Source organism: Bacillus sp. NEAU-242-2 (assembly GCF_027853835.1).
Taxonomy (GTDB): domain Bacteria; phylum Bacillota; class Bacilli; order Bacillales; family Bacillaceae; genus Bacillus; species Bacillus velezensis.
In genome coordinates this window covers 679,403-695,466 of record NZ_JAPNNY010000002.1, presented here as the reverse complement: position 1 = coordinate 695,466, position 16,064 = coordinate 679,403, and the positions used below count along the sequence as shown (strand labels likewise).

Here is a 16,064-nt window from a genome sequence, read left to right as displayed (position 1 = left end):
CATGCGGGTTTTGATTTTCGCGGACGGGGGCCGTGACATCGGCATGGGGCACGCGGTCCGGATGAAGCTGCTTGCCGGTGCCATTAAGAACAATTGCTCAATAACGTTCTACACAAATAAAGAGGCTTCTTCTTATCTGTCATCTGATCAATGGGAAGTGATCATCAAGCCTGACAAGGGACAGAAGCAATTTATTGTCCGGGAAATAAACAGGCGGGCTCCCGACCTTCTCATATTCGATCTGCTCGATATGCCGTGTGACTGGCTGGAGAAAATTAAAAAGCATTCATCGGCTCGTATCGTCTTATTTGAAGAAAAACGGGAACATGTCATTCATTTATGCGATGCCGTTATAAACGGCATTTACGGCGGGCTGAAAAGCCGGACGGTTCAAATAGGCAGCGCCGCGGTATATGAAGGCCCGGATTATATGATTCTTCATCCGGGTTTTGAAAAAGCAAAACAGCTTTATCAGCTGAATAAAGAATGCCGGACCATATTGGTCTCATTAGGAGGAAGCGACCCGAAGAAGCTTGTCTTTAAAGTGATGGAAGCATGCCGCCGCATCCCCGGCATTCAGCGGAAACGAGTGATCATCGTCATGGGCGGCGCCGCGCCACATGCTGATGACGTGCGCGCGCTGATCACACAAATGCCTTATGCCGAGATGGTAATGCAGACAAATGACATGGCCGCGCTTCTCACGGGGGCTGATATGGCCGTCGTGTCCGGCGGGATCACTTTATATGAGACCATTTGTACAGGTGTGCCCTGCATTGTACTTTCTCAAGTGGAGCATCAAACCGTGACGGCTGAAAAATTCGCCGCACGGGGCGCCGCCGTTCATCTCGGCCTGGGAGAACACACCGCGGCGGACGTGCTCGCTCGGCATATGTCTGAGCTGGCTGCTGATTATCCGAGACGGCTCGGGCTTCATCAGAACGGAAAGCCGCTGGTTGACGGCAGGGGCATTAAACGGGCGGCGGCGATTCTTTATGATTTGTGATAAAACCACACGTAAGGAAGTGTTCATGTGAAAGGTGTTATCTTAGCCGGAGGCACCGGCTCACGCCTTATGCCGCTGACAAAAGCGGTCAATAAGCATTTACTCCCTGTCGGTCCATATCCGATGATTTACTGGTCGATCATGAAGCTGGAAGAAGCGGGGATTACGGATATCTTGCTGATTACGCAAAAAGAATATATTCCGCAATTTCATAAACTTCTCGAAACCGGAGAAGAGCTCGGCGTCTCAATCACATATCAGGTTCAGCCAGCCGCATCCGGCATTTCCGACGGTTTATCATACGCAAAGCGGTTTACCGGGCGCGATCCGTTCGTTCTGCTTTTGGGAGATAATATTTTTGAAGATTCATTAAAACCTTATACGGAGCGTTTCGCAAAGCAGGGAAAAGGAGCGAAAGTGCTGCTGAAAGAAGTTGACGATCCGGAGCGCTTCGGCATCGCCGAGATTGATGAGGAAAACAAACGGATCAAGTCGATCATTGAAAAGCCGGTGCAGCCGCCGACCAGACTATGCGTCACGGGGATCTACATGTACGACGCAGAAGTGTTTTCTTATATTGAACAAATTTCTCCTTCAAAACGCGGCGAACTGGAAATTACGGATGTCAATAATTTATACATTGAACACAGTGAGCTGACGTATGATGTGTTAACGGGCTGGTGGGTGGATGCGGGCACGCATGAATCGCTCTACCTCGCCGGAAGCCTGGCGCATCAGGCATTACAGAAAGGACAGGAGCATTAATCATGCCAAAATCATATTTAATTACAGGGGGCGCCGGATTTATCGGCCTTACCTTCACAAAGATGATGCTGAAAGAAACAGATGCGCAGATTACCGTCCTGGATAATCTCACGTATGCAAGCAGGCCGCTTGAAATAGAAGCCTTAAAAAAGAACAGCCGTTTCCGTTTTATCAAAGGTGACATTTCTGAAAAAGAGGACATTGACAAAGTCTTTTCCCAAATGTATGACGCTGTCATTCATTTTGCGGCTGAATCCCATGTGGACAGAAGCATAAATCAGGCAGAGCCGTTCATCACAACAAATGTGATGGGCACATACCGACTGGCGGACGCAGTGTTACAGGGAAAAGCCGGCAGGCTGATTCACATTTCCACAGATGAGGTGTACGGAGATTTGGCACCGGATGATCCCGCTTTTACAGAGACGACGCCGCTTTCTCCGAACAATCCGTATTCCGCCAGCAAGGCAAGCTCAGACCTGCTTGTCATGTCTTATGTGAAAACCCATAAGCTTCCTGCCATCATTACGAGATGCAGCAACAATTACGGGCCGTACCAGCACCACGAGAAAATGATTCCGACCATTATCAGGCATGCCGTAAACGGTACGCCGGTTCCGCTGTACGGCGACGGGATGCAGATCAGAGACTGGCTGTTTGCCGAAGATCATTGCCGCGCCATTAAGCTCGTGCTGGAAAAAGGAACACTAGGCGAAATTTACAATATCGGCGGAGGAAATGAACGGACGAATAAAGAGCTTGCGTCATTTATCATGAAGGAGCTCGGTGTCGAGGAACGGTTTGCTCATGTCGAAGACAGAAAAGGGCATGACCGCCGTTACGCCATCAATGCTTCAAAGCTGAAAAATGAGCTGGGATGGCGGCAGGACGTCACATTTGAAGAAGGAATGAGAAGAACCATTCGCTGGTATACAGACAGCCAAGACTAATCGGAAAGAAGGGGATCCGATTGACGAAGGTATTAGTAACCGGAGCGGCCGGTCAGCTGGGGCGGGAGTTATGCCGCCAGCTGAAGCGGGAAGGGTATGAAGTGATTGCCTTGACAAAAGCGATGATGAACATATCCGACCAGCGTTCGGTGCGGCACTCGTTCAGCCATTACAAGCCGGATATCGTCGTCAATACGGCGGCATACACCTCCGTTGACAAATGTGAAACGGAGCTCGACAAAGCGTATTTAATAAACGGAATCGGCGCTTATTATGCCGCGCTTGAGGCTGAAAACACCGGCGCGAAATTCATTCACATCAGCACCGATTACGTCTTCAGCGGCAAAGGAACACGGCCATACCAGACCGATGATCCCGCAGATCCGGGCACGATTTACGGAAAAAGCAAAAAACTCGGCGAAGAACTGATCCGGTTAACGGGAAAAAACCACACCATTATCAGAACGTCGTGGGTGTACGGCAGCGGCGGGCACAACTTTGTCAATACGATGCTGAAACTTGCGGATACACATGATCAGGTTCGTGTCGTTAACGATCAAGTCGGCGCACCGACGTACACAAAGGATTTAGCCGAAACGGTGATCGGTCTGTTTGACAAGCCGCCGGGCTTGTACCACGCCGCAAACAGCGGAGTGTGCAGCTGGTATGAATTTGCCAAGGCTATTTTTGAAGAAAGCGGCAGAACCGCCGCCGTGCTGCCCGTCACGACGGAGGAATACGGAAATGAGACGCCGCGCCCCGCTTACTCGGTGTTGAGCCTTGAGTCGATTGAACGGCAGGGGCTCGGCATGAGGCATTGGCGGGAAGCGCTGCAGGATTATTTACAAAGGGAGGGACAGTGCAAGTGATCGAAGGCGTAAAAATTAAAAAGCTGATCAAACACAGCGATGACCGGGGTTTTTTCTCAGAACTCGTCCGTGACGATGAACATCTCTTAGAGCGTTTCGGGCAGGCTTCCTGGTCCAAAAGCTATCCCGGCGTCATTAAAGCGTTTCACTATCATGAGAAACAGGATGACCTGTGGTTTTTCCCGACAGGCCACGCCCAGGTCGTGCTGCATGACCTTCGCGAAGAGTCGGCAACCAAGGGAGAAACGGATGTCTACTACATGGGAGAAGACAATCCGATGCTCCTTCTCATTCCCAAAGGCGTCGCACACGGGTACAGAGTGCTGGGCGAAACCCCGCTGACCATTATTTATTTCACGACAATGTCCTACAATCCGGATCAGCCTGACGAAAAAAGAATTCCGTGGAATGATGACACCATCGGATTTGACTGGCAGACCGCTCACCGGTAGCGCACAAGACGAAGACAGCGGATGTCTTCGTTTTTTTGTGCTGATTCATCTCGCGAAAAATAAATGATTGAATATTCTAAAAAATAATTTACTTCCATGGATAAAGGTGGTAGATTATTCTCAGGAAAAGAGAAACCCAATTCGCGAATGGAATCATCAGACACGCTTTTCCGGCAGAGGACGCTCTGAATCCTATATGATCTGGAGGAATTCATGATGTTAAAAAGAAAATCATTTTCTGCCTTTCTCATCAGTGCTGCGGTATTTTCAGCTGTGTTCTTGCCATCTTTTCATGCGAACGCCCAATCTGCCGTTATTGAAGCGAAAACCGTCAATAGTACGAAAGAATACGCGACGTCTGATATTGAAGTCACATACAAGCCGAATGCGCTGCTTGCCGTCGGTGCCGTTGAATTTCAATTTCCTGACGGGTTCAACGCCACTGTGAGGGACTCTGTAAACGGAAGAACACTGAAAGAAACGCAAATTCTCAACTACGGAAAAACGGTCAGACTTCCGCTTACCCTTGACTTATTGGGCGCCTCTGAATACAATCTCGTCCTGGTGCGTAAAAACCTTCCGCGCGCGGGCACGTATACAATTAAAGGCGATTACGTAAACGGTTTGGGGGCCGGCAGTCTCTATGCCGAAACAAAGCTGGTTATTGACCCGCGTTAATCCGGGATGAAAGAGGCTGACAACAGCCTCTTTTTTTATGCGCAAAATCCTGGCATGAATCTTGCATATAAAAAGGGGTGTAACGACAATGTGAAAGGGATTGATGGGTTTTGGTGTAAAAGCGCTTACATTTCGTTCTGCCGGTAATTGAAGCTTACACGTAAAATACGATGAGGTGATAAAACATGTCAGCCAACCCGCTTTCTAAAAGCAATCAGAAAGATGAAGAAAAAGAAGTTCTTAATTTGTTCTTGTCCACACAATCGATCATAAAAGAAGCCCTGCGCAAACTGGGCTATCCTGACAATATGTATGAACTGATGAAAGAGCCGATGCGGCTTTTGACCGTACGCATCCCCGTCAAAATGGACAATGGTTCAGTACAGGTTTTCACGGGCTACCGCTCACAGCATAATGACGCAGTCGGCCCGACAAAAGGGGGCGTGCGGTTTCATCCGGAAGTCAGTGAAGAAGAGGTTAAGGCGCTTTCCATCTGGATGACTTTAAAATGCGGCATCACAAATCTTCCATACGGGGGCGGAAAAGGCGGCATCATCTGTGATCCGCGGACGATGTCATTCGGAGAGCTGGAACGGCTGAGCCGCGGATATGTGCGCGCGATCAGCCAGATCGTCGGCCCGACAAAGGATATTCCGGCTCCCGACGTATATACCAACTCTCAGATTATGGCATGGATGATGGACGAATACAGCCGCCTGAGAGAATTTGATTCACCGGGATTCATTACGGGCAAACCGATTGTTCTCGGCGGTTCACAGGGGCGGGAAACGGCGACCGCGCAAGGCGTCACGATTTGTATTGAGGAAGCCGTTAAGAAAAAAGGGATTCCATTGGAAAATGCGCGGATCATCATTCAGGGGTTCGGAAATGCGGGGAGCTTTCTCGCTAAATTTATGCATGACGCCGGCGCCAAGGTGATCGGTATCTCAGACGCCCACGGTGCTTTGTATGACCCTGACGGCCTTGACATTGATTACCTGCTGGATAAGCGGGACAGCTTCGGCACGGTGACGAATCTCTTCTCTGATGTCATAACGAACCGGGAGCTGCTGGAAAAGGACTGTGATATTCTCGTGCCTGCCGCAATCTCCAATCAGATAACGGCTGAAAACGCCCATCACATTAAAGCCTCAATCATTGTGGAGGCGGCGAACGGCCCGACAACGATAGACGCCACGAAAATCCTGAATGAAAGAGGCGTGCTTCTCGTGCCGGATATTTTGGCAAGCGCCGGGGGCGTGACGGTGTCTTATTTTGAATGGGTGCAAAATAATCAAGGCTTTTACTGGTCTGAGGAAGAAGTCGCCGGAAAACTGCGCAGTGTCATGGTGAATTCATTTGAATCCATTTATCAGACAGCGCATACCCACAAAGTCGATATGCGTTTGGCCGCCTATATGACGGGCATCAGAAAGTCGGCTGAAGCGGCCCGGTTCCGCGGCTGGGTATAAGTGTTATCCGCAAAGAGATTTTGCATCAGTTATATAGCGGATCGCAAAATTTCTTTGCGTTTTCAGATTGCAGCTGACAGATTCGGACTAGCTTTCGGCAAAGATTATCTTTTTTTATCACAAATTGCTATGCTGGTATGCTTCTTGCATCTTCATTAAGCGTGAGCACACATTACAAAATACGGGGAGGAATTCTAATGACAGTTTCATACGCACACGAACCATTTACAAATTTTCAGGAAGAGACAAATAAACAATCGTTTCAGGAAGCGCTGGCTTATGTGAATTCACAGCTCGGCAAGCATTATCCGCTTATCATCAACGGTGAAGCGATTGAAACGGATAAAAAGATCATTTCCGTCAATCCGGCAGATAAAAAAGAAGTGATCGGTTCTGTATCGGCAGCCGGAAAAGAACTTGCGGAAAAGGCCATGCAGGCTGCGCTGCAGGCATTTCAAACATGGAAAAAAGTACGGCCGGAACACCGCGCGAATGTGCTGTTTAAAGCGGCGGCGATCATCCGCAGAAGAAAGCACGAATTCTCCGCGTATCTAGTGAAAGAAGCGGGAAAACCGTGGAAGGAAGCGGATGCGGATACGGCGGAAGCGATCGACTTTTTAGAGTATTACGCCCGTCAGATGCTGAAACTGAAAGACGGTTCTCCTGTAAAGAGCCGTGACGGAGAATATAATCAGTATCACTATGAGCCGCTTGGGGTGGGAATCGTCATTTCTCCATTCAACTTCCCGCTTGCGATCATGGCGGGAACGGCGGCGGCAGCCATCGTAACAGGCAACACGATACTTCTGAAACCGGCGGATGCGGCGCCTGTCGTGGCGGCGAAATTCGTTGAAGTAATGAAAGAAGCGGGCCTGCCGGACGGCGTGCTCCAATTCATACCGGGCGACGGAGGAGAAATCGGCGACTATCTGGTTGAGCATCCGAAGACGAGATTTGTGTCGTTTACAGGCTCCCGCGCGGTCGGATGCCGCATCTATGAACGCGCCGCAAAAGTACAGCCGGGCCAAAAGTGGCTGAAACGGGTCATTGCCGAAATGGGAGGGAAAGATACGGTGCTTGTAGACAGAGATGCTGATCTTGATCTTGCCGCTTCCTCAATCGTGTATTCCGCCTTCGGATTCTCAGGACAAAAATGTTCAGCCGGTTCGCGTGCGGTCATTCATCAGGACGTCTATGATGAAGTTGTTGAAAAAGCCGTCGCTTTAACAAAATCACTCACCGTCGGAAGTCCGGAAGATTTTGATACATACATGGGGCCAGTCATCCACGAAGCATCTTATAATAAAGTCATGAGTTATATCGAAATCGGCAAAACAGAAGGAAAACTCCTGACGGGAGGCGAAGGTGATGATTCAAAAGGATACTTTATTCAGCCGACCATTTTTGCGGATGTTGATGAAAACGCCCGCCTGATGCAGGAGGAAATTTTCGGGCCTGTCGTCGCGATCTCAAAAGCCCGTGATTTCGACCATATGCTTGAGATTGCCAATAATACCGATTACGGACTGACGGGCGCTCTGTTATCGAAAACCCGCGCGCACATTGAACGCGCCCGCGAAGATTTTCACGTGGGAAATCTATACTTCAACCGCGGCTGTACGGGAGCGATTGTCGGATACCAGCCGTTCGGCGGCTTCAATATGTCAGGAACCGATTCGAAAGCCGGAGGACCTGACTATCTGATTCTTCATATGCAGGCAAAAACAACGTCTGAAGCCTATTAATCTTTCGGAAATAGCGCGATGAAAAAAGAGTCGCGCTATTTTCTCTATATGAGGGTAAGGAGGATGGAATATGTATCAGCAGCTCAGCAAAATGCTTCCGGAGGAGAAAATAGAAGCCATTACGAAATCACTAGTGGCCTTAAACAGCATCAACGGCACATTGGGAGAAGGAAAAAAAGCCGACTATATCAAAGATATGATCAAGAGCTTTCCCTACTTTCAGGAGAATCCGTCACATGTGTGGGAGCAGGCGATTCCTGAGGACCCTTACGGCCGCAAAAATATTTTCGCATTTATTGAGGGAAACGGCGAAAGCCTGAATACGGTCATTTATCACGCTCATCTTGATACGGTCGGCATCGAGGATTTCGGCCCTTTAAAAGATATCGCTTTTGATTCCGACCGTCTCGCGGAATATTTCTCAAACTATGAATTTGATCGGGATGTGCAGCGGGACGCCCGCTCAGGCGAGTGGATGTTCGGAAGGGGTTCGGTTGATATGCAGAGCGGTATTGCCGTTCATCTCGCCAATCTGCTTCACTTTTCTGAACGGCGCGATCAGCTGCCGGGCCATATTCTGTTCATGGCAAACCCGGATGAAGAAAGCCAGCATTCCGGCATTTTAACCAGCATTTCTGAATTAAAACGGCTGAAACAAGAAAAGCAGCTTCGTTATTTAGCAGCGATTAATAACGATTTTATCACGCCGCTGTATGAGGGTGACACGACAAGGTACATATACACGGGTGCGGCAGGGAAGCTTTTGCCTTGCTTTGCGATTTACGGGCGGGAGGTGCATGTCGGAGATACGCTGTCCGGCATCGATCCGAATTTGATCGCGTCAGAAATCACCAGAAGAATTCACAACAATATTCATATGTCGGAAAACATTGAAGGGGAGCTTGTGCTTCCGCCGACCTGCCTCTACCAGCGTGACAACAAGGAAGCGTATAACGTGCAGACCGCCGTCAGCAGCTATGTCTATTTTAATTATTTTATTTACGAGAAAACCGCCAAAGAAGTCATGGATCAGCTGACCGCCGTGGCTGACGAAGCCTGCAAAGAGACAGAACGAAAATTATCTGATTATTACGACGAATACTGCGAGAGAACGAGCCTCCCGAAAAAAGACATCACATGGAACGTTCAAGTGTACAGTCTGGAAGATTACCTGAAAAGGCTGAGAAGCCGCGGGATAGACCCTGCACAGTGTATCGGGCAGGCATTTAAAACATATGAACATCTTGAACTGCGGATGAGATGTTTTAAAGCCGTCGAAGAACTGCAAAAACTCGATCCTGAGCAGGGAGCCAAAGTCATTATTTTCTATGCGCCGCCTTATCTTCCGCACAATTATCTGAAGGAAGAAAGCACACGGGACCGGCTTTTGCAGCATGTCATTCAAGAAGCGGTCGATAAAACAGCGGCATCAACCGGAGAAACATTCGTCTTTAAAAAGTTTTTCCCTTATTTAGCGGACGGAAGCTTTTTATCGCTGCATGAAACAGACGAGGAGGTCTCCGCCTTTACCGATAATTTTCCGGGCTGGGATGTCATCGGGACGATTCCTTTTAAAGAAATCAGGGAATTGAATATTCCGTCGGTCAATATAGGGGTATACGGAAAGGACGGCCATAAATGGACGGAACGCGTGTACAAACCGTACACATTCCATGTGCTGCCGGAACTCATTCAGCAGACGACAATGCACCTTTTGCACAGCTGCCGATTAGACATACGCACAAATGGCTGACATAACGGAATAAGGGGGATGTATATGCAGGGAGATACCAATCAAAATGAATTGCAGCGCACGATGAAGGGCCGGCATTTGTTTATGATCGCCCTCGGCGGCGTGATCGGGACGGGGCTTTTTCTGGGCTCCGGTTTTACGATCAGTGAAGCGGGACCGATCGGCGCGATATTGGCTTATGTGATCGGCGGATTTTTAATGTATCTGGTGATGCTTTGTTTGGGGGAGCTTGCGGTCGCTATGCCGGTCGCAGGATCATTTCAGGCGTATGCCGCAAAGTTTCTCGGGCCGTCGACGGGATTTACGATCGGATGGATGTACGCATTCAGCTGGGCCAATACAGTGGGGCTTGAGCTGACGTCGGCGGGGATTTTAATGCAGCGATGGTTTCCGGCCGTTCCGATTTGGGTGTGGTGCCTGGTATTCGGCGTCGTCATTTTTTCCATTAACGCGCTGTCTGCACGGAGTTTTGCGGAAATGGAATTTTGGTTTTCCAGCATTAAGGTCATGGCCATTGTATTGTTTATTATTCTCGGCTGCGCTGCGGTATTCGGCTTTGTCGGTTTTAACGGCGGGCAGACGGCTCCGTATCTGTCAAACTTTACGACGGACAAAGGGCTTTTTCCGAACGGCGCCCAAGCCGTGCTGTTTACCCTTGTTATGGTGAATTTTTCATTCCAGGGTACCGAACTGGTCGGAATCGCCTCGGGAGAAAGCGAAAATCCGGAAAAGACGCTTCCCCGCTCGATCCGAAACGTCATATGGCGGACGCTGTTTTTCTTCGTGCTGGCGATGTTTGTTCTCGTGTCCATTTTGCCGTATCAAACGGCAGGCGTCATCGAAAGCCCGTTTGTGGCTGTGCTGGATAAAATCGGCGTTCCTTATGCGGCCGATATCATGAACTTTGTCATTCTGACCGCCATGCTGTCGGTGGCGAATTCCGGGCTGTACGCTTCGTCCAGAATGATGTGGTCCCTGTCAAAAACTAAGATGGGCCCCGCTTCCTTAACGAAACTGACGAAAAAAGGCGTGCCTCTGAAAGCTCTTTTCATCACCATCGCCATCTCCGGTTTATCCCTGCTGACAAGTGTAGTCGCGGCTGAAACGGTGTATGTGTGGCTCATTTCCATCTCCGGTATGATTACCGTCGTCGCGTGGATGTCAATCTGCGCTTCACAATTCGTTTTCCGGAGACGCTTTCTCGCTGAAGGAGGAAATCTGAAGGACCTGGCATTTAAAACGCCTCTTTATCCGATCGTGCCGATTCTCGGATTTTCGGTTTACGGTCTTATCTTAATCAGTCTCATCTTTATCCCCGACCAGCGTATCGGTCTGTACTGCGGTGTCCCGCTGATGATCATCTGTTACGCGTATTATCACTTCGGTATCAAAAAACGCCTGAAGCGTGAGCCGACTTCTTCGGAAAAAGGCGCTGCCGGATAAGAAAAAAAGCCCTTCGCTTAAAGCGGCGGGCTTTACTTTGTGTTTCGTTTGGCCGACAGAACATAGGATAGAACGGCACAGAACTGAAAACCGAAAATGCTGACGGCCATCGGCCAGGCATTTTCTTCTCCGGCAATACCGACAAGGGGAGCGGCAGCCGCACCGCCGATAAAGGGCAGGAGTCCGAGAAGAGCCGCAGCGCTTCCCGCGCCTTTCTCCTGTTTCTGCATAGCCAAAGAAAATCCCGTCGTCGTGACGATCCCGACAGAAGAAACAATGATGAATAAAGAAATGCAGACTGCCGCCAGGCCTAAACCAAACGCAAGTGATAAAAGCAAATCGATGCTCCCGATGACGGCAATCATCAGACCGGAGACAAACAGCTTCCGTTCATCATGTGTTTTGGCCATCCGTCCGGTGATTTGGGTGGCGCATATGATTCCCGCACCGTTTACGGCGAACAGCAGGCTGAACATTTGGGCCGATACGCCGTAGATGTTTTGCAGTACAAACGGCGACCCGGCAATATATGCGAACATGCCGGTCATCACAAATGCCTGGCTGAGCGCAAATCCCATAAACATCCGGTCGCCAAGCAGGCCGCGAAACGTCATCAGCGTCTCCCGGAGTCCGCCGCTTGTCCGCTTTTCCGGCGGGAGTGATTCAGGCAACGCCGTAAGCACGGCGGCAGAAATGATACAGCCGATTACCGCCAGCACGATAAATACGATTTTCCAGCCGGCGAACTGAAGGATAAATCCCCCTGTAATCGGCGCTAAAATCGGCGCCGCCCCATTGACGAGCATCAGTAATGAGAAAAAAGCCGTCAATTCTTTTCCGGAATACATATCGCGTGCGGAAGCCCGTGCGATGACGATTCCGGCCGCCCCGGTGAATCCTTGAATAAACCTCATGACAATTAAAAACGAAACAGAAGGGCTGAAGGCGCATAATAAAGAAGACAGCGTATAAAGCAGCAATGACAGAATCAGCGGCTTCCGGCGCCCGATCATATCACTGAGCGGCCCGACAACGATCTGCCCGACCGCCAGCCCCAAAAGACAAAACGTCAGGCTCAGCTGCGCAAGTGACGCTGTCGTATGAAGATCGGCCGCCACTTCAGGCAAAGCGGGCAGATACATATCGAGCGAAAGCGGCCCGAATGAAGCGAGCGTCCCGAGAATCAGTACCATGCCGAGGCCTGCGCGGGCGGCCTTTGAATCAGCGTTATTCATTTCATGACCCCCACCTTAACAAATGATTCTATCACTATAGCATAACCAGACGGCGTATTTTATATCATTTATTGAATACAAACTAAATATTTTATTTAAAATCTGAATGTAAATAAAAAATCAGAATTAGTTTTCATGTGAAATGTAAAATGAAATATAAGGATGCTAAACTATAAAACAACAAAAGGTAGAAAAGTTTTACGGAAGAGGTGTTCAAAGAGCATGAACAGCAAACAAACCGATCACATCGAAACGAAACGCCGATTTCCGGTCTGTCTCGCGCTTGCTTTGACATTAGGCGTATTTGCCGCGGGTTCTGAAGAGCTGGTGATTTCTCCGCTGCTTCCGGATTTAGCGCAGGCTTTCAGTTCGGATGTCAGTGTGCTGGCGCTTTCCATCAGTATTTACGGAGTGATGATTTTTATCGGGGCGCCGCTTCTCGTTCCGCTGGGAGATAAATATTCCCGGGAACTCAGTCTGCTGGCGGGACTGCTTATATTTACGGCCGGCACGGTGATTTGCGCGCTGGCGCACAATCTCTTTTTCTTCTTTCTGGGCAGGGCGCTTTCCGGGCTTGCGGCGGGTGCGTTTGTGCCGACAGCATATGCGGTGGTCGGCGACCGTGTGCCTTATGCGTACCGCGGCAAGGTGATGGGTCTGATCGTGTCAAGCTGGTCGCTCGCTTTGATTTTCGGTGTTCCGATCGGCTCTTTTATCGGCGGCGTTTTGAATTGGCGGTGGACGTTTTGGATTTTCGCCCTCATGTCTGTCCTCGTTGCTTCGCTCATTTTCATTGAGGCGCGCCGCAGCACGGCGGATGGGGATAAAACAGAAGAGGAAAACGGACGGCAGGCAGGCACTTTCCGGGATGCGCTGAAGGTGCCCCGTGTCCCTGTATACCTCACGATCACTTTTTGCAACATGATCGGTTTTTACGGCATGTATTCCTTTCTCGGCACATATCTTCACCGCGTGCTGCCGGGGGGGAATACAGCTTCAGGGCTGCTGATCATGGTGTACGGAATCGGTTTTTCCATGAGCGTGTTCACCGGAAAAATCGCAGATAAGGCGGGGAAAATGCGCTCTTTGATCGCGGCATTGGCCGTGATCAGCATATGGCTTTCCTGTCTCGCCTATGCGCCGTCATCAATGCCGTTTTTGGTCATCGGGTTATTCGTCTGGGGGTTGATGCAAAGCCTGACGGTGACCTTGCTCAGCACTATTTTAAGTGATTGCTCACAGAGCCGCCGGGGCAAAATCATGGCATTTTACAGTCTGGCATCCAATTTGGCCGTCACCTTGGGTTCTGCTGTCATGGGTCCGGTCTATGGCGGATACGGATATGCAGCTGTCGGATTTATCTGTGCGGCCGTCACCCTCATCGGCTTTGTCCTCAGCGTTTTCGCATACAGAAGGTACGGGAAATATGAGCATAAGACCGACCAATCATTGTATCGGTAAAATAAAGTTTCTATAATTTTGTAAATGTTAATTTTTAACACCTTATATCATAAGGTGTTTTCTAATATATAGGAATAATTATCAATATTTTCAAATAATATTGACAGCTTGAACGTCTATGGATAATATTTACTTAAAATTTAACAGATTGGTTGGTGCTCATGATTATATTGGATAATAGCATTCAAACAAAAAGCAAGGCTTATTCAATATCTAAACTGATTACGATCAACACGCTCGGTCCTGAAGGGACAAGCAGTGAGTACGCAGCAAAAAACTTCATCACCAATTTCACCCTTCTCCAAGGGGTGAACAGCAAATTATCACTGCATGATACATTTGAATCGTGCATTGAAAAAACGCTTCAAAGTCCGCTGGAATACACAATTGTGCCTCACGCGTATGACGGCATTAAGCACTTCTACATGAGACCGGATCTGCAGCTTCTGCAAATTTTCAGGTGCGACACCCCGATGTACGGCCTGGCTGTCCGGCCCGGTTTTGAATATACAGATGACATGCTTGATAAGACTGTCATCGTATCCCACCCGTCTCCTATCAATTTGATTAAGTATTTTACCCGTAAAGATGTCACGTTTGATCTGGTGAACTCAACGAGCGCAGCCGCGAAAAGAGTGAAGGACGGTTTGTCCGACATCGCGCTGACAAATGAGCTGGCCAGACAAAAGTACGGCCTTCACTTTGTCAAAACATTTAAAAGCATTCCCATGAGCTGGTCATTATTCGGAAAAGGAGAGATTCATGATGAAAACTGAACAAGATTTGCAGGAACTTTATTTCCCGACGCCTAAATTAATAGAATGGGATAACGGAGTAAGACAATATTCGTCCGTCAGAGGCGATACGGAAGTTCTGCTTTCTTACGTTCCGCCGCATACAAACGTGGAACCGCATCAGCATAAGGAAGTCCAAATCGGCCTTGTCGTTTCCGGCGAGCTGTCCATGACTGTCGGAGATGTCACAAGAAAGATGACAGCGCTGGAATCAGCCTATATCGCGCCTCCTAACGTGCCTCACGGCGCAAGAAACGAGACGGATCAAGAAGTGATCGCCATTGATATTAAACGCCTGAAAGCCGGTGAAACCTATACAAGCCCTGAGGATTATTTTTTGAATATTTTTAAAACAAGAGACTTATTGCCTGGGATGGAAGTCACATTCTTCGTGGAAGACTGGGTGGAAATTATGCTTGCCAACATTCCGGGCAACGGAGGAGAAATGCCGTTCCATAAACACCGCAATGAACAGATCGGCATCTGCATCGGCGGCGGCTATGATATGACCATTGAAGGCTGCAAAGTGGATATGACATTCGGCACAGCTTATTTCTGCGATCCGAGAGAAGATCACGGCGCCATCAACAGATTTGAAAAAGATTCAAAATCAGTCAATATCTTTTTCCCTCCGCGCTATAACAGAGCAAAAGCGAAAAAATTAGAGGCGAAAGAGTCATGAACCTGACGGATAAAACCGTCCTCATCACAGGGGGCGCATCAGGCATCGGTTATGCCGCGGTTCAGGCGTTTCTGAATCAAGAGGCGAATGTGGTCGTCGCAGATATTGATGAAGCGCAGGGAGAAGCGATGATCCGGAAAGAAAACAATGACAGGCTGCATTTTGTCCGGACGGATATTACAGATGAACCGGCATGTCAAAACGCCATCCGGTCAGCGGTTGACAAGTTCGGCGGATTGGATGTGTTAATCAATAACGCCGGCATCGAGATTGTCGCCCCGATTCATGAGATGGAGCTGAGCGATTGGGACAAAGTGCTCAACGTCAATTTGACGGGCATGTTTCTTATGAGCAAGCACGCGCTCAAGTATATGCTCAAAAGCGGCAAGGGCAATATCATTAACACGTGCTCCGTCGGAGGAGTCGTCGCATGGCCCGACATTCCCGCGTATAACGCCTCTAAAGGCGGCGTACTGCAGCTGACGCGTTCGATGGCCGTCGATTACGCCAAACACAACATCCGCGTCAATTGCGTGTGCCCGGGAATCATTGACACACCTTTGAATGAAAAGTCGTTCCTTGAAAACAACGAAGGCACGCTTGAAGAAATCAAAAAAGAAAAAGCGAAAGTCAATCCGCTGCTGAGACTCGGCAAGCCTGAAGAAATAGCGAACGTCATGCTGTTTCTCGCTTCGGATTTATCAAGCTATATGACCGGAAGCGCGATCACCGCAGACGGTGGATACACCGCACAATAGA

15 protein-coding genes are annotated in these 16,064 nt (G+C 49.1%); 14 read left to right on the top strand and 1 reads right to left on the bottom strand.

Features of this window, described 5'->3' with window-relative positions:
• Position 1 precedes the first annotated feature (1 nt).
• The 10 genes from OWN49_RS08515 (at position 2) to OWN49_RS08470 (ending at position 11,133) form a co-directional block, all read left to right on the top strand.
• The gene (locus OWN49_RS08515) at positions 2-1,006 is read left to right on the top strand and encodes a PseG/SpsG family protein (RefSeq protein WP_176283595.1); all 1,005 of its coding nucleotides are present in this window, start codon (positions 2-4) and stop codon (positions 1,004-1,006) included.
• Between the two features lie 27 nt (positions 1,007-1,033).
• Positions 1,034-1,771 carry a sugar phosphate nucleotidyltransferase gene (locus OWN49_RS08510; RefSeq protein ID WP_017418672.1) on the top strand — a complete coding sequence of 246 codons (738 nt, stop codon included), beginning with the start codon at positions 1,034-1,036 and terminating at the stop codon, positions 1,769-1,771.
• Positions 1,772-1,773: 2 nt separating this feature from the next.
• Entirely contained in the window at positions 1,774-2,721 is a 948-nt protein-coding gene (gene rfbB, locus OWN49_RS08505; RefSeq protein ID WP_003150982.1) for a dTDP-glucose 4,6-dehydratase, read from the top strand.
• A 20-nt stretch (positions 2,722-2,741) separates the two neighbouring features.
• Positions 2,742-3,590, top strand: a complete 849-nt coding sequence (gene rfbD / locus OWN49_RS08500) for a dTDP-4-dehydrorhamnose reductase (protein WP_077723005.1) — start codon at positions 2,742-2,744, stop codon at positions 3,588-3,590.
• Positions 3,587-4,042, top strand: coding sequence for a dTDP-4-dehydrorhamnose 3,5-epimerase family protein (locus OWN49_RS08495; RefSeq protein WP_003150986.1), 456 nt, complete (start codon positions 3,587-3,589; stop codon positions 4,040-4,042). Before rfbD ends, OWN49_RS08495 begins: the two co-directional genes overlap by 4 nt.
• A gap of 216 nt (positions 4,043-4,258) precedes the next feature.
• Positions 4,259-4,720 carry a biofilm surface layer hydrophobin BslB gene (gene bslB, locus OWN49_RS08490; RefSeq protein WP_003150988.1) on the top strand — a complete coding sequence of 154 codons (462 nt, stop codon included), beginning with the start codon at positions 4,259-4,261 and terminating at the stop codon, positions 4,718-4,720.
• Positions 4,721-4,905: 185 nt separating this feature from the next.
• Complete coding sequence (locus OWN49_RS08485; RefSeq protein WP_003150991.1) at positions 4,906-6,192, top strand: Glu/Leu/Phe/Val family dehydrogenase; 1,287 nt, start codon at positions 4,906-4,908, stop codon at positions 6,190-6,192.
• Between the two features lie 197 nt (positions 6,193-6,389).
• On the top strand, positions 6,390-7,937 hold the full coding sequence (gene pruA, locus OWN49_RS08480) for an L-glutamate gamma-semialdehyde dehydrogenase (protein ID WP_003150992.1): 1,548 nt from the start codon (positions 6,390-6,392) through the stop codon (positions 7,935-7,937).
• Between the two features lie 70 nt (positions 7,938-8,007).
• Positions 8,008-9,690 carry a M20 family metallopeptidase gene (locus OWN49_RS08475; protein ID WP_176283594.1) on the top strand — a complete coding sequence of 561 codons (1,683 nt, stop codon included), beginning with the start codon at positions 8,008-8,010 and terminating at the stop codon, positions 9,688-9,690.
• 24 nt (positions 9,691-9,714) lie between these two features.
• Positions 9,715-11,133, top strand: coding sequence for an amino acid permease (locus tag OWN49_RS08470; protein WP_176283593.1), 1,419 nt, complete (start codon positions 9,715-9,717; stop codon positions 11,131-11,133).
• Positions 11,134-11,165: 32 nt separating this feature from the next.
• Here the strand turns inward: OWN49_RS08470 and OWN49_RS08465 are convergent, their stop codons facing one another.
• Positions 11,166-12,368, bottom strand: a complete 1,203-nt coding sequence (locus OWN49_RS08465; protein ID WP_102422048.1) for a multidrug effflux MFS transporter — start codon at positions 12,366-12,368, stop codon at positions 11,166-11,168.
• Between the two features lie 222 nt (positions 12,369-12,590).
• Between OWN49_RS08465 and OWN49_RS08460 the strand changes: the two genes are divergently transcribed.
• From OWN49_RS08460 to bacC, 4 genes are all read left to right on the top strand, one after another.
• Positions 12,591-13,829: an MFS transporter gene (locus tag OWN49_RS08460; RefSeq protein ID WP_176283592.1), complete on the top strand. Its 1,239-nt coding sequence runs from the start codon at positions 12,591-12,593 to the stop codon at positions 13,827-13,829.
• Positions 13,830-13,990: 161 nt separating this feature from the next.
• The gene (locus OWN49_RS08455; protein ID WP_003150997.1) at positions 13,991-14,605 is read left to right on the top strand and encodes a bacilysin biosynthesis protein BacA; all 615 of its coding nucleotides are present in this window, start codon (positions 13,991-13,993) and stop codon (positions 14,603-14,605) included.
• Positions 14,595-15,305, top strand: a complete 711-nt coding sequence (locus tag OWN49_RS08450; protein WP_003151000.1) for a cupin domain-containing protein — start codon at positions 14,595-14,597, stop codon at positions 15,303-15,305. The genes OWN49_RS08455 and OWN49_RS08450 overlap by 11 nt, the downstream gene beginning before the upstream one ends.
• Positions 15,302-16,063, top strand: a complete 762-nt coding sequence (bacC, locus tag OWN49_RS08445; RefSeq protein ID WP_038460243.1) for a dihydroanticapsin 7-dehydrogenase — start codon at positions 15,302-15,304, stop codon at positions 16,061-16,063. Before OWN49_RS08450 ends, bacC begins: the two co-directional genes overlap by 4 nt.
• Position 16,064 lies beyond the last annotated feature (1 nt).